The following is a 13,152-nucleotide window of genomic DNA, read 5'->3' on the forward strand; positions in this document are numbered from 1 at the left end:
ACCTAGGATGGAGCAATGACGACGCGCGTGGCCATCGTGGGAGGCACCGGCAAACTCGGCGGCATCATCCGTGAGGTGGTCGAGCACGAAGCGGGGTTCGAGGTGGCGGCCGTGCTGACGTCGCGCTCCGAGCTTGCTGAGCTCGACGGCGCCGATCTGGTCATCGACGCGTCGGTCCCCGCCGTGTCGATCGACGTCGTGCGCGCCGCCGTCGAGCGCGGCATCAACGTGCTCGTCGGAACATCCGGCTGGTCGGCCGAGCGCATCGCCCTCGTGCGCCCCCTCGTCGAGGCCGCCGGGACCGGTGCCGTCTTCATTCCGAACTTCTCGCTCGGCTCAGTGATCGGCTCGGCGCTCGCCGCGGCCGCCGCGCCGTTCTTCCCGTCTATCGAGATCGTCGAGGCGCATCGCGAGACCAAGATCGATTCGCCGAGCGGCACCGCCGTGCGCACGGCCGAGCTCATCGCCGCCGCGCGCGCCGGCGTCGGGCCGGTCGAGTCGCCCCACGTCGACCAACGTGCCCGCGGTCAGCAGGTCGCCAGCGTGCCGATCCACTCGCTGCGCCGCCCCGGCGTCGTGGCGCGCCAGGAGGCGATCCTCTCGGGAGCGGGAGAGTCGCTCACGATCGTGCACGACACCGTCGAACCGGCGCTCGCGTACGGACCCGGCATCCGTCTCGCCCTCGCGGCAGCGAAGGACGCCACCGGCGTGATCGTCGGCCTCGACAGCTTCCTCGACATCGGCCTGCGGCGTCCCGGCGACGCTGCCGCCGAGCATCCTGTCGACGAGGGCGGCGTGCCCGGACAGGTGGCGAGGACCACCGGCGCATGAGCGCGCGCATCGGCGTCGCCGTCATGGCGGTGCTCCTGGCGCTGTACATCGCCCTCGTGGCCCAGCGGGCGTGGCTGCTGCTCGTGAGTGGAAATCCGGTGGGGGTGCTGATGGGCGTCGTGCTCGTCGTCCTTCCCGTCATCGCGGTGTGGGCGCTCGGCAGAGAGATCTGGTTCGGCGTGCGCGCGGAGCAGCTCGGTCGCCGGCTCGAGGCGGAGGACGCCCTGCCCGCCGAGGAGATCCAGGTCCGGCCCAGCGGACGCGCGGTGCGCTCCGAGGCCGACGCCCTCTTCCCCGCGTACCGCGCCGACGTCGAGGCGCACCCCGACGACTGGCGCGCGTGGTACCGACTCGGACTCGCGTACGACGCGTCCAGCGACCGGCGTCGGGCCCGCGAGGCGATCCGTCGCGCGATCCGCCTGGAGCGGGACGAGCAGCGCGCCTGAGGTCAGTCCGCCGCAGGGACTGCCGCAGCGACGGCTTCCTCGACGGTGCGGTGAAGGAAGGTGAACCCGGATGCCTCGAGCACGGCGGGCGCGACATCCGCATCGGTCGTCAGGAGGGCCTCGGTGGCGTCCGGGCCCAGCACGGTCCGCATCGCCCACACCGGCGCTCGCAGCAGGAACGGGCGGTTCCGTCGCACGGCGAGGGCGAACCCGAGGTCGTTGGCGGTGGCGCGATTCGGCCCCGTGAGGTTGACCGGGCCGGTGAGGCCCGCGTCGATGACGTGGCGGATGGCTCGTATCTCGTCCTCCAGTGAGATCCACGGCCAGGCCTGGGTCCCCTTGCCGATCGGCCCGCTCACGCCGAGGTCCGTGAGAATCATGAGGGGCTTGAGCACGCCGTCCCGATGGACGATCGGCGCCGTGCGGAGCATCGAGATCCGAGCGTCGTCTCCGGCCGCCCCTGCCGCGGTCTCCCACTCGCCGCACAGATCGGCGAGGAAGGTCTCCCCGCGGGGTGAGGTCTCGTCCAGGCGGCGTCGCGGCGCCGAGCCGTAGTACCCGACAGCGGACGCGGAGACGAAGTGCGGAGCATCCGTCCCCAGTTCCCGCACGGCGCGCGCGATCGCGAGCGTGGGGGTCACGCGCGACCAGAGCAGCGTGTGGCGGTACTTCGGCGTCCAGGGGAAGCGGCCGATGCTCGCGCCGTTGAGCCCGACGACCGCCTCCGCGCCGGCCAGCACCCCGGGGTCGAGCGGAGCGTCGTCCGTCAGCCATTCGACCTCGTCGGGGGCCGTGGGCGCGTGACGCACGAGAAGTGTCACCTCGACGCCGTCGGCGCGGAGACTCTCGACGAGCGCCGACCCGATCAGTCCCGACGCGCCCGCCACCACGACCCGGCCTCTGCCGGATCGCGGTGTCGCAGCATCAGGCAAGCGTCGCCTCGAGCGTGATGTCGATGCCGGCGAGCGCCTGCGAGACAGGGCAGCCGGCCTTGGCCTCCTGGGCGAGCCGCTCGAAATCCTCGGGCTCGAGTCCGGGGACGACCGCGTTGACGTTCAGGTGGCTGCCGGTGATGCCGGTGCCCGGCTTGAAGGTGACGGATGCCGTCGTGTCGATCGACTCGGGAGGGGTGCCGTTCTCGGCGAGCGCGAGCGAGAAGGCCATGCTGAAGCACGATGCGTGAGCGGCGGCGATGAGCTCTTCCGGCGTCGTGGTGGTGGTGGACCCTTCGCTGCGGGCCTTCCAGTTCACATCGAAGGTGCCCAGGCCCGACGACACGAAGGTCACCTCGCCGGATCCGTCGAAGAGGCCGCCCTTCCAGGCGGTGGTGGCTTCGCTCGTGACCGTCATGGGTGCCTCCCGTCGCTGCGCCCGACGACCGGGCGTCTCGCGGTCAGCCTAACGGCGGGGCGTGATGCCGCGCGACGGGTTGACGGCGCACTGCCGTCGTGTTCGGGCGTCAGGCCGAGGCGGGGCGGGCGCGGCCGACGATGCCGACGCGCTGCAGAAGCAGGTAGAGCTGGCAGCCGAGGCACAGACCGAACGCGGCATTGAGGAACGCCGCGACGAAAGCCATCGCCGCCGCGATCGTGAGCGCCCACGGCACACCGAACAGCTGCAGCACGAGGCCCAGCGTCGCCACGAAGAGTCCGACACCCTGCGCGAAGCGCGGCGGGCGAGGATCCTCGAGCTCGGTCGGGGGCTTCAGGCGTGGCGCCACCGCCTTGCGGTAGAGCACGGCCCACGGGGCGGTCCGCGGCGAGAGCACGCCCCACAGGAAGAGGAGGCCGATCACCAGCAGCAGGAGGAATGCGGGGTCGAGCACGCGTTCGGCGAGCGACGCCTCCGGCAGAAGCCAGCTCCCGAAGAGCGGCGTCACGGGCTCATAGCCGAACCAGCCGAACGCCGCCGCGCCGTACGCCGTGGAGAGCCCGGTGAGCCCGAGGAACACATCGATCAGAAGGAGGAGCGCCGTGATCCCGGCGACGAAGCGGGGACCTCGGGGGTCGATGCCGCGCGGGGCGGGAGCATCCGGGTTCCTAGACATTGGCGTCCTCCGAGATCAGTCGGTTCAGTTCGAGTTCGAGCACCTCGCGGCTGGGGGTGCCGCCGAAACGGGTCTGGACGACGCCTTCGCGGTCGAGCACGAGAGTCGTGGGCGTCTGGAGCACATGGAAGTGCTTCGCGATGTCGGGCCGATGCGTGAGGTCGACGTCGAGATGCCGCACGCCGTCGTGGGCGTCGGCGATCGACGCGAGGGTGCGGTGCACTCCGGGACAGCGCGCACACAGCTCGGTGCTGAACTGCAGGAGGGTGGCGACCTCGCCGAGTCCGTCGGCGCCGAGGCGCTCGGGCTCGACGACCTCGTGCGGCACGTGACGCTGAGGCCGCGACTGCGCCCAGCGCAGGTACACGCCGACGCCGACGGTCACCGCCAGGAGCAGGGCGATGGCGACGAGCGCGGTGACGAGGTTCACAACTGATCAGGGTATCTCCGTTCACCTGAATGGATACCGGATGCCGGTATGTGACGTTCCGGACGTAACAAACCCGGGTGGGGGAGGGCGCGGGTATCGTGGCAGCCGTGACCGGCGCCATCGCGACTCCCTACGAAGACCTCCTGCGTGACGTGCTCGAGAGCGGCACGCACAAAGACGACCGCACCGGCACCGGGACAACGAGCGCCTTCGGGCGCCAGATCCGCTTCGACCTGTCGCAGGGCTTCCCTCTCATCACGACGAAGCGGGTGCACTTCAAGTCGATCGCGTACGAGCTGCTGTGGTTCCTCCGGGGCGAGTCCAACGTGCGCTGGCTGCAGGAGAACGGTGTCACGATCTGGGACGAATGGGCCGACGGCGACGGCGAGCTGGGCCCCGTCTACGGCGTGCAGTGGCGGTCGTGGCCGACGCCGGACGGCGCGCACATCGACCAGATCTCGCAGGTCATCGACCAGATCCGCGCGAACCCCGACTCCCGGCGCCTGCTCGTCTCGGCCTGGAACCCCGCCGACATCCCCGATATGGCGCTCGCACCGTGTCACGCGATGTTCCAGTTCTACGTCGCCGACGGACGCCTGTCGTGCCAGCTCTACCAGCGCAGCGCGGACCTCTTCCTCGGGGTGCCGTTCAACATCGCCTCGTACGCGCTGCTGACGCTCATGGTCGCCCAGCAGACCGGTCTGGAGCCGGGCGACTTCGTCTGGACCGGCGGCGACTGCCACATCTACGACAACCACCTCGACCAGGTTCGCGAGCAGCTCACGCGCGACCCCTACCCGTACCCCACGCTGCGCTTCGCGCGGAAGCCGGAGTCGATCTTCGACTACGCATTCGAGGACTTCGTCGTCGAGGACTACCAGCACCACCCGGCGATCCGCGCGGCGGTCGCGGTATGACGGCACGCATCGGCCTCGTGTGGGCCGAGGCGTCCGGTGGCGTCATCGGAGCGCAGGGCGGCATGCCCTGGCACGTGCCGGAAGACCTGGCGCACTTCAAGGAGGTCACGGCCGGCGCCCCCGTCGTCATGGGCCGCAGGACGTGGGAGTCGCTGCCCGACCGGTTCCGGCCGCTTCCCGGGAGGCGCAACCTCGTCGTGACGCGCAGCGATGACTGGGCGGCTCCCGGCGCGGAACGGGCGCCGTCCCTCGAAGAGGCCCTCGCGACGGCAGCGGAGACCGCGCCCGAGTGGATCTGGATCATCGGGGGCGGCGAGCTCTTCCGCGAGAGCATCGAGTCGGCGGATCGCCTCGAGGTGACCGAGCTCGACCTCGAGGTCGACGGCGACACCTTCGCGCCGGATCGCGCGGACTGGCACACCGTCGACGTGCAGCCTGCCGGGGGCTGGAGCACGTCGAGGAGCGGCATCCGCTACCGCTTCCTCCGGCTGGAGCGACCGGCCTAGGCTTTCCCGCATGGCGAAGACAGCGGTCATCACGGGGGCGAGTTCGGGCCTGGGCGCCGAGTACGCACGGCAGCTGGCGGCCCGCGGCGCTGATCTGGTGCTCGTCGCACGCGACCGCGAGGCGCTGGACGGCCTGGCGCGCGACCTGGTCGCGCGACACCATGTCGGCGTCGAGGTGATGGCGCTCGACCTTCTCAAGCCCCGACAGCGCGCGAAGCTCGAGAGGCGCCTCGCCGATCACGAGCATCCGGTCGAGATGCTGGTCAACAACGCCGGGTTCGGACTGCCGCTGGCGTTCGAGCGCAACTCCGTCGAAGACGAGGTCCGCCACCTCGATCTGCACGTCGAGGTGCCGCTGCGGCTCTCGCACGCGGCACTCGGACCCATGCTCGAACGCGGTCACGGCCGCATCCTCAACGTCGCGTCGGTCGCCGGGTTCACCCCGCGCTCGACCTACGGCGCGTGCAAGGGCTGGCTGATCAGCTTCAGCCGCTGGGCGAACGTGGAGTACGAGAAGCGCGGCGTCACGGTGACGGCGGTGTGCCCAGGGTTCACTCACACGAACTTCCACGAGCGCGCCGGGCTCCCGCCGGGGCAGGAAGGCGTGCCCGACTGGATGTGGCTCGACGCGACGACGGTCGTGAGCGAATCGCTCCGCGACGCCGCGCGCGGGCGTGCGGTGTCGATCCCGTCAACCAAGTACAAGATGCTGGTCGCGCTCACGCGCTTCGCCCCCTCGGCGCTCGTCGCGCGCGCCGCTGCGACCGGACGCTGACGCCTTCCGCGCCGCGCGCGCTGCGGCATCCCGATAACCTGGGAGCATGACGCATACGGGCAACCCCTTCGGACAGGTTCTCGTCGCGCTCGTCACCCCGATGACGGCCGACGGCGAAGTCGACTGGGCCGCCGTCGAGAAGCACATCGACGACGTCATCGCCGCCGGCGCCGACGGCATCGTCGTCACCGGTACGACCGGCGAGACCTCGACGCTCACCGACGCCGAGAAGATCCGCCTCGTCGAGATCGGCAAAGACGTCGCAGCGGGCCGCGCGAAGATCATCACGGGCGGCGGATCGAATGAGACGGCGCACGCGATCGAGCTGTACAAGGCCAGCGAGCAGGCCGGCGCCGACGGCATCATGATCGTGACGCCGTACTACAACAAGCCGACGCAGGCGGGCATCCTGACCCACTTCCGGCTCGTCGCGGACGCGACCGACCTGCCGGTGATCCTCTATGACATCCCCGGCCGCACCGGCGTCCCGATCAAGTACGAGACGATCCTGCGCCTGGCCAAGCACCCGAACATCCTCGCCATCAAGGACGCCAAGGGCGACTTCAGCGAGGTGAGCCGCGTGCTCAACCAGACCGACCTGATGTACTTCTCGGGTGACGACGCCAACGTGCTGCCCCACCTGGCGATCGGCGCGACGGGTCTGATCGGGGTGACGGCGAACATCGCCCCCGCGCCGTACCGGGCCATCGTCGACGCCGTCAATGCGGGCGACCTCAAGACCGCGACCGCCGCGCACCAGCAGCTCGAGCCGCTCGTGCGCGCCGTGATGACGCACGTTCCCGGCACTGTCTCGGCGAAGTACATCCTCCACGGCCTCGGTCGCATCGGCAGCCCGCGCGTGCGCCTGCCGCTGGTCGGCCCCGAAGAGTGGGAGGCCGCCAAGATCGAAGACGAGCTCGCACTCGTGACCGGCGTCCCCGGCGCCGACTTCTCGAACTTCCGTCCCGACCGCAACGCCGCCGCCGGTGGCGCCCTGCCGAAGGTCTCGGGCACTACGCGATGACAATGCGCACCGGCGCGTCCACGACGGGACGCCGGAGCGAGAACGGACCGGATGCCGCGGCATCCGGAGCATGCACCGGCCCCGCCGGCGCATCGGAATGAGCCCAGGAGGCCCACCATGCCCACCACCCCGTTCGACCCGCCCGCCCTCGAGCCGGGCACCCTCCGTGTGACGCCCCTCGGGGGACTCGGCGAGGTCGGTCGCAACATGACGGTCTTCGAATACGACGGGAAGCTCCTGATCGTCGACTGCGGCGTGCTGTTCCCCGAGGAGCATCAACCCGGCGTCGACCTGATCCTCCCGGACTTCGAGCCGATCAAGGGTCGCCTCGATGACATCGTCGGCGTGGTGCTGACGCACGGCCACGAGGACCACATCGGGGCGGTGCCCTACCTTCTCAAGCTGAAGTCCGACATCCCCATCGTCGGGTCGGGCCTGACGCTCGCGCTCACCGAGGCGAAGCTCAAGGAGCACCGGATCAAGCCGTACAGCCTGACCGTCGCGGAGGGGCAGCACGAGAAGCTCGGGCCCTTCGAGCTCGAGTTCATCGCGGTGAACCACTCGATCCCCGACGCGCTCGCGGTCGCCGTGCGCACGCCCGCCGGCCTGGTGCTGGCCACGGGCGACTTCAAGATGGACCAGCTTCCGCTCGACGGCAGGCTGACCGACCTCCGTGCCTTCGCGCGCCTCGGCGAGGAGGGCGTCGACCTGTTCCTCGTCGACTCCACGAACGCCGATGTGCCGGGGTTCACCCCGCTGGAGCGCTCGATCGGCCCCGTTCTCGACCAGGTGATTGGCCGCGCGCCGCGCCGCGTGATCGTGGCCAGCTTCTCGAGCCATGTCCACCGCGTGCAGCAGGTGCTGGATGCCGCGGCCGCCCACGGCCGCCGTGTCGCACTGCTCGGTCGGAGCATGCTGCGCAACATGACGATCGCCGAGGACCTCGGCTATCTCAACGTTCCCGATGGCGTGCTCATCGACTACAAGAAGGCGCGCGACCTGCCCGAGGACCAGATCGTCTACATGTCGACGGGGTCCCAGGGAGAGCCGATGGCTGTGCTCAGCCGCATGGCCAATCTCGACCACGCGATCGAGCCCGGTCCGGGCGACACGGTGATCCTGGCGTCGAGCCTCATCCCGGGCAACGAGAACGCTGTCTACCGGGTGATCGACGGCCTCACCAAGCTCGGAGCGAACGTCGTGCACAAGGGCAACGCCAAGGTTCACGTCTCCGGTCACGCGGCGGCCGGCGAACTGCTGTATTGCTACAACATCCTCAAGCCGAAGAACGTGCTGCCGATCCACGGCGAGTACCGGCACCTCATGGCCAACGCGCGCCTCGCGCAGGACACCGGCATCGATCCCGAGCGCACGATCCTCGCCGAGAACGGCACGGTCATCGATCTCAAGGACGGGAACGCGCGGGTCGCCGGACAGCTGGACCTCGGTTTCGTCTACGTCGACGGGTCGACGGTGGGCGAGATCACCGACGCCGACCTCAAGGATCGCCGGATCCTCGGCGAAGAGGGATTCATCTCGGTGATCGTCGTGGTGGACGCTTCGACCGGCAAGGTGATCTCGGGTCCCGAGATCCACGCGCGGGGGTTCGCCGAGGACGACGCCGTGTTCGACGACGTCAAGCCGAAGATCGCGGCCGCTCTCGCGGAGGCCGCGAAGTCGGGCGTGCGCGACCAGCACGCGCTGTCGCAGATCGTTCGCCGCACCATCGGGCGCTGGGTGAACCAGTCGCTGCGCCGCCGGCCGATGATCATCCCGCTCGTCATCGAGGCGTGACGCCGCCGTCACGCAGAGACCGGGCGGACGAGGCATCCGCTCTCCGTCGCTAAACTCACGGCATGTCCCCCTCGTTCTCGGTACGCGCCGCCACGCAGGCGGACGGGGCGTTCCTCGGGGACATGGTCGTCGAGGCCGCGAACTGGCGACCCGGCGGCGGGCAGCCCAAGCATCAGCTGATCACCGGCTCCGACCACAGCCGGTACGTGGCGGGATGGATGCGTCCGAGCGACGCCGGCATCGTCGCCGAGGACGCCAACGGTGAGCCGATCGGCGCGGCGTGGTACCGGATGCTGCCCCGCACCGATCCGGGGTTCGGGTATGTCGGCACGGGGGTGCCCGAACTGATCATCGGCGTGCGTCCGATCTGGCGCGCGCACGGGGTCGGCCGTGCACTGCTGCAAGCCCTCTGCGCCCAAGCGCGCACCCAGGGCTTCGGGCGCATCAGCCTCAGCGTCGAGCGTGGCAACTTCGCCGCCACGCTCTACCGCAGCGAGGGATTCGCGGTCGTGGAGGCCGGTCACGGCCGAGACACGATGGTCAAGCGCCTGCGCTGAAGCGGATCGGGGGCCGTCGAAGCCCCGCGCGGCTCCGCGGAAAAGTCGGGAGCCCGGCTTACCGTGGGGGAATGGCCAGGAGCTCCAGCCCGACCAAGAACGGTCGCGCGCCCTCACGCACGCAGGCGTCCTCGTCGCGCGCCAAGAAGCCGGAGCCGGCGCCGAAGCGCTACGTCGGCGAGTCCGATCGGCCCCCGGTGATCGTGCGGGCGTGGCTCGGGCTCGCCCACGCCACGGGCGCGCTGTTCCGGGCGTTCGGTCCCGAGACGCTCGAGAAGGATCAGCGGCGCGACGGCTTTCCGTTCTTCCTCGTGCTGCTCGCGGTCGCCGGTGCGGTGAACGAGTGGTTCTTCATCGGCAACGAGATCGCCGGGGGGATCAGCGCCTACACCGTCGGTGCGCTCGTCGGCCGCGAGGCGTTCATCCTTCCGGTGCTCCTGCTCGTGCTGGCGGGCTGGATGTTCCGGCATCCGTCCTCGGTGCACGACAACGGCCGCATCGGCATCGGCTTCGGCCTGTTCATGTGGACCATCGCCGGCTTCTGCCATGTCGCCGGCGGACGCCCGCAGCCCAGCGAGGGCCTCCTCGCGCTGAGCGAGGCCGGCGGTCTGTTCGGATGGATGCTCGGCGAGCCGCTCGCACTCGTGCTCACCGACGTCGGCGCGTACATCGTGCTGTCGCTGCTGGCCGTGCTCAGCATCCTGATCATCACGAAGACCCCGCCGAACCGCATCGGGCGACGCCTGGGCGAGCTCTACGCGTGGATGTTCGGCGCCGAACCGCGCACCGACACCGCGGTGGCGGATGCCGCAGCCGACGCCGACGCGGACGACGACCCGTCGCTGCCGTGGTGGCGTCGCAACAAGACGGGTCGTGAGAAGGACCCCGACGACGGCGTCCTCGGATCGGACGACCTCACCGCGCTGCTCGCCCCCGGCACCTCGCAGGGCGGGTTCGACCAGGTCTTCGAGGCGCCGCCCGTGCCCGAGACCGCTCCGGCCGATGCCCTCACCGAGATCATCGACCCGGCCGTGCTGTCGGCAGCCAAGGCGTCGAAGGGCTCGAAGACGTCACTGCGCGACGACAGCGTCGACCCGCTCGAAGACGGCGTGCTGCCCGGGCTCGCCGGCATCGGCACCGACGCGCCCGCGGCCGCCAGCACGGCGCCGTACCGGCTGCCGGCGGTCACCGCGCTCGCTGCGGGAACGCCGCACGTCGCTCGCTCGCAGGCCAACGACGACACCGTCAAAGCGATCACCAGCGTGCTCGAGCAGTTCTCGGTCGACGCTCGCGTCACCGGGTTCTCTCGCGGCCCGACCGTCACCCAGTACGAGATCTCGCTCGGCCCGGGTGTCAAGGTCGAGCGCATCACGGCCCTCACCAACAACATCGCCTACGCGGTCGCCTCGAACGAGGTCCGCATCCTCGCGCCGATCCCCGGCAAGAGCGCGATCGGCGTCGAGATCCCCAACGCCGACCGCGAGATCGTGACGCTCGGCGATGTGCTGCGCTCGCAGAACGCGCAGCAGTCCACGCATCCGATGACGATCGGGGTGGGCAAGGACGTCGGCGGCGGCTACGTGGTCGCCAACCTCGCGAAGATGCCGCACCTCCTCGTCGCGGGGTCGACGGGGTCGGGCAAGTCCAGCTTCGTGAACTCGATGATCACGAGCCTGCTGATGCGGGCCAAGCCCGCCGACGTCCGCATGGTGCTCATCGATCCGAAGCGCGTCGAGCTCACCTCCTATGCGGGCGTGCCGCATCTCATCACCCCGATCATCACGAACCCGAAGAAGGCGGCCGAGGCGCTGCAGTGGGTCGTGAAGGAGATGGACATGAGGTACGACGACCTCGCGTCCTTCGGGTTCCGTCACATCGACGACTTCAACCGCGCGGTCGTCGCCGGTGAGGTCATCCTGCCGCCCGGCAGCGAGCGGGTGCTGAAGCCGTACCCGTACCTCCTCGTCGTCGTCGACGAGCTCGCCGACCTCATGATGGTCGCCCCGCGCGACGTCGAGGACTCCATCGTCCGCATCACCCAGCTCGCCCGTGCGAGCGGCATCCATCTGGTGCTGGCCACCCAGCGGCCGTCGGTCGACGTCGTGACGGGCTTGATCAAGGCGAACGTCCCATCGCGTCTGGCGTTCGCGGTGACGAGCGTGACCGACTCACGCGTCATCCTCGACCAGCCGGGGGCCGACCGCCTCATCGGGCAGGGCGACGGGCTGTTCCTCCCGATGGGAGCGTCGAAGGCCCTGCGCGTCCAGGGCGCGTGGGTGAGCGAGCAGGAGATCGAGAAGGTCGTCAAGCACGTCACCGCGCAGGCTCGGCCCGAGTACCGCAACGACGTCGCGGTCGCGGCCGAGAAGAAGGAGATCGACGCCGACATCGGCGACGACCTCGAGCTCCTCCTCGCGGCGGCCGAACAGATCATCTCGACGCAGTTCGGCTCGACCTCGATGCTCCAGCGCAAGCTCCGCGTCGGGTTCGCGAAGGCCGGTCGCCTCATGGACCTGCTGGAGTCCCGCGAGATCGTCGGGCCGTCCGAGGGGTCGAAGGCGCGCGACGTGCTCGTCACGCCCGATCAGCTGCCGGCGGTGCTGGCCCGTCTGCGAGGCGACGATGTTCCGGATGCCTCGGCTCCGGCATCCGACCCGTACGGCTCCGACGCCGTCGACGCGCAGTACGACGGCTACCCGGTGGTCGAGGGTGACGACGGGTCGGAGGACGCCTGGGGCCTGACCGGCCGCGACTGATGCCGTCGCACGGATAGGCTCGGCGCATGGCCATCCCGCGGCAGCTTCCGAACATCATCACGATCGTGCGCATCCTGTGCGCACCGGTGTTCCTGTGGATGCTGCTGGCCGACGGGGGAGCGGACGGCCCGCTGCGGTGGTGGGCGGCGGTGCTGTTCATCGTCGCGATCGCGACCGACGGGATCGACGGGTACCTGGCACGCAGGCACGACATCGTGACCGACCTCGGCAAGCTGCTCGATCCGATCGCCGACAAGGTGCTCACGGGGTTCGCCTTCATCGGTCTGTCCATCCTCGGTGAGCTTCCGTGGTGGATCACGGCGCTCGTGCTCGTGCGCGAGGTCGGCATCACCGTGCACCGCCTGATCGTCGCGAGCGACCACGTCGTCGCGGCGGCGTGGATGGGCAAGCTGAAGACGCTCGCGCAGGCGGTCGCTCTCTCACTCGCGCTCTTGCCGCTGTGGACCCTGGTCGGCGACTGGATCTTCTGGGTCAACGGCGTCACCATGACGATCGCCGTCGTGCTCACGGTCGCGAGCGGCATCGACTACGTCATCACCGAGGCTCGGGGGGCGCGGCGGGCGAAGGGCGCGGCGTGACACCGGCCGCGGAACTTCTGGCCGCGCTGGCCGCGAAGGGCTGGACGGTCGCCGTCGCGGAGTCGCTCACCGGTGGCCTCGTCGCCGCCACGATCGTCGAGGTCCCCGGAGCGTCCGCCGCACTGCGCGGCGGCGTCGTCGCCTACGCGACGGACATCAAGCGCGACGTCCTCGGGGTGGACGCCGGTCTTCTCGCCTCGGCGGGCGCCGTCGATCCCGAAGTGGCACGGCAGATGGCCTCGGGCGTGCGGACACTCCTCGGGGCCGACGTGGGCATCGCCACGACGGGAGTCGCGGGACCCGGGGCGCAGGACGGAAAGCCGGTGGGCACGGTCTGCATCGCGGTGGTCACGCCGGATGCGGCGGTGTCGTCCACCGAGATCTTCTCGGGCGACCGGGCCGCGGTCCGCGCCGCGGCGACCGAGGCCGCTCTCCGCGCTGCGCTGGCGCGGCTCTGAGATACCCGCGAT

The 13,152-nt window shown here is 70.3% G+C and carries 15 protein-coding genes; 11 read left to right on the plus strand and 4 right to left on the minus strand.

All coding sequences use genetic code 11. From position 1 onward, the window contains the following. The first annotated feature begins 15 nt into the window (after positions 1 to 15). Together dapB and OL358_RS11660 are read left to right on the plus strand one after the other, a co-directional pair. Positions 16 to 831, plus strand: coding sequence for a 4-hydroxy-tetrahydrodipicolinate reductase (gene dapB, locus OL358_RS11655; protein ID WP_264710131.1), 816 nt, complete (start codon positions 16 to 18; stop codon positions 829 to 831). Further along, entirely contained in the window at positions 828 to 1,277 is a 450-nt protein-coding gene (locus OL358_RS11660) for a hypothetical protein (RefSeq protein WP_264710132.1), read from the plus strand. Before dapB ends, OL358_RS11660 begins: the two co-directional genes overlap by 4 nt. 2 nt (positions 1,278 to 1,279) lie before the next feature. Here OL358_RS11660 and OL358_RS11665 read toward each other — a convergent pair whose 3' ends face one another. The 4 genes from OL358_RS11665 to OL358_RS11680 all read right to left on the minus strand — a co-directional run bounded on the left by OL358_RS11665 (position 1,280) and on the right by OL358_RS11680 (position 3,754). Further along, positions 1,280 to 2,167 carry a TIGR01777 family oxidoreductase gene (locus OL358_RS11665; RefSeq protein WP_264710133.1) on the minus strand — a complete coding sequence of 296 codons (888 nt, stop codon included), beginning with the start codon at positions 2,165 to 2,167 and terminating at the stop codon, positions 1,280 to 1,282. Positions 2,168 to 2,201: 34 nt separating this feature from the next. Further along, positions 2,202 to 2,627 carry an OsmC family peroxiredoxin gene (locus tag OL358_RS11670; RefSeq protein ID WP_264710134.1) on the minus strand — a complete coding sequence of 142 codons (426 nt, stop codon included), beginning with the start codon at positions 2,625 to 2,627 and terminating at the stop codon, positions 2,202 to 2,204. Between the two features lie 109 nt (positions 2,628 to 2,736). After that, positions 2,737 to 3,324: a DUF4395 domain-containing protein gene (locus OL358_RS11675; RefSeq protein WP_264710135.1), complete on the minus strand. Its 588-nt coding sequence runs from the start codon at positions 3,322 to 3,324 to the stop codon at positions 2,737 to 2,739. Continuing rightward, complete coding sequence (locus OL358_RS11680) at positions 3,317 to 3,754, minus strand: TlpA family protein disulfide reductase (protein ID WP_264710136.1); 438 nt, start codon at positions 3,752 to 3,754, stop codon at positions 3,317 to 3,319. The genes OL358_RS11675 and OL358_RS11680 overlap by 8 nt, the downstream gene beginning before the upstream one ends. Positions 3,755 to 3,852: 98 nt before the next feature. On the opposite strand from OL358_RS11680, the gene OL358_RS11685 reads away from it, so the two are divergent. The 9 genes from OL358_RS11685 to OL358_RS11725 all read left to right on the plus strand — a co-directional run bounded on the left by OL358_RS11685 (position 3,853) and on the right by OL358_RS11725 (position 13,140). Continuing rightward, positions 3,853 to 4,671, plus strand: a complete 819-nt coding sequence (locus OL358_RS11685) for a thymidylate synthase (RefSeq protein ID WP_413631461.1) — start codon at positions 3,853 to 3,855, stop codon at positions 4,669 to 4,671. After that, a complete protein-coding gene (locus OL358_RS11690; protein ID WP_264710138.1) occupies positions 4,668 to 5,177 on the plus strand; it encodes a dihydrofolate reductase in 510 nt (169 codons plus the stop codon). Before OL358_RS11685 ends, OL358_RS11690 begins: the two co-directional genes overlap by 4 nt. 10 nt (positions 5,178 to 5,187) lie before the next feature. Next, a complete protein-coding gene (locus OL358_RS11695; protein ID WP_264710139.1) occupies positions 5,188 to 5,952 on the plus strand; it encodes an SDR family NAD(P)-dependent oxidoreductase in 765 nt (254 codons plus the stop codon). A 46-nt stretch (positions 5,953 to 5,998) separates the two neighbouring features. Continuing rightward, complete coding sequence (gene dapA, locus OL358_RS11700; protein ID WP_264710140.1) at positions 5,999 to 6,976, plus strand: 4-hydroxy-tetrahydrodipicolinate synthase; 978 nt, start codon at positions 5,999 to 6,001, stop codon at positions 6,974 to 6,976. 117 nt (positions 6,977 to 7,093) lie between these two features. Further along, the gene (locus OL358_RS11705) at positions 7,094 to 8,770 is read left to right on the plus strand and encodes a ribonuclease J (protein WP_264710141.1); all 1,677 of its coding nucleotides are present in this window, start codon (positions 7,094 to 7,096) and stop codon (positions 8,768 to 8,770) included. 62 nt (positions 8,771 to 8,832) lie between these two features. After that, entirely contained in the window at positions 8,833 to 9,327 is a 495-nt protein-coding gene (locus tag OL358_RS11710) for a GNAT family N-acetyltransferase (protein ID WP_264710142.1), read from the plus strand. Positions 9,328 to 9,398: 71 nt separating this feature from the next. Then, positions 9,399 to 12,083: an FtsK/SpoIIIE family DNA translocase gene (locus OL358_RS11715; protein ID WP_264710143.1), complete on the plus strand. Its 2,685-nt coding sequence runs from the start codon at positions 9,399 to 9,401 to the stop codon at positions 12,081 to 12,083. Between the two features lie 26 nt (positions 12,084 to 12,109). Beyond that, positions 12,110 to 12,682 (plus strand): CDP-diacylglycerol--glycerol-3-phosphate 3-phosphatidyltransferase, encoded by a 573-nt coding sequence (pgsA, locus tag OL358_RS11720; protein WP_264710144.1) that lies wholly within the window; start codon positions 12,110 to 12,112, stop codon positions 12,680 to 12,682. Beyond that, on the plus strand, positions 12,679 to 13,140 hold the full coding sequence (locus OL358_RS11725) for a CinA family protein (protein ID WP_264710145.1): 462 nt from the start codon (positions 12,679 to 12,681) through the stop codon (positions 13,138 to 13,140). The genes pgsA and OL358_RS11725 overlap by 4 nt, the downstream gene beginning before the upstream one ends. Positions 13,141 to 13,152 lie beyond the last annotated feature (12 nt).

The sequence above is a fragment of the Microbacterium sp. SSM24 genome (assembly GCF_025989145.1).
Classification (GTDB): domain Bacteria; phylum Actinomycetota; class Actinomycetes; order Actinomycetales; family Microbacteriaceae; genus Microbacterium.

What these genes read in the sequence shown, in the direction of transcription:
- dapB (WP_264710131.1), top strand. Translation starts at nt 16, where the DNA reads ATGACGACGCGCGTGGCCATCGTGGGAGGCACCGGCAAACTCGGCGGC.
- OL358_RS11660 (WP_264710132.1), top strand. Translation starts at nt 828, where the DNA reads ATGAGCGCGCGCATCGGCGTCGCCGTCATGGCGGTGCTCCTGGCGCTG.
- OL358_RS11670 (WP_264710134.1), bottom strand. Translation starts at nt 2,627, where the DNA reads ATGACGGTCACGAGCGAAGCCACCACCGCCTGGAAGGGCGGCCTCTTC.
- OL358_RS11675 (WP_264710135.1), bottom strand. Translation starts at nt 3,324, where the DNA reads ATGTCTAGGAACCCGGATGCTCCCGCCCCGCGCGGCATCGACCCCCGA.
- OL358_RS11690 (WP_264710138.1), top strand. Translation starts at nt 4,668, where the DNA reads ATGACGGCACGCATCGGCCTCGTGTGGGCCGAGGCGTCCGGTGGCGTC.
- OL358_RS11695 (WP_264710139.1), top strand. Translation starts at nt 5,188, where the DNA reads ATGGCGAAGACAGCGGTCATCACGGGGGCGAGTTCGGGCCTGGGCGCC.
- dapA (WP_264710140.1), top strand. Translation starts at nt 5,999, where the DNA reads ATGACGCATACGGGCAACCCCTTCGGACAGGTTCTCGTCGCGCTCGTC.
- OL358_RS11705 (WP_264710141.1), top strand. Translation starts at nt 7,094, where the DNA reads ATGCCCACCACCCCGTTCGACCCGCCCGCCCTCGAGCCGGGCACCCTC.
- OL358_RS11710 (WP_264710142.1), top strand. Translation starts at nt 8,833, where the DNA reads ATGTCCCCCTCGTTCTCGGTACGCGCCGCCACGCAGGCGGACGGGGCG.
- OL358_RS11715 (WP_264710143.1), top strand. Translation starts at nt 9,399, where the DNA reads ATGGCCAGGAGCTCCAGCCCGACCAAGAACGGTCGCGCGCCCTCACGC.
- pgsA (WP_264710144.1), top strand. Translation starts at nt 12,110, where the DNA reads ATGGCCATCCCGCGGCAGCTTCCGAACATCATCACGATCGTGCGCATC.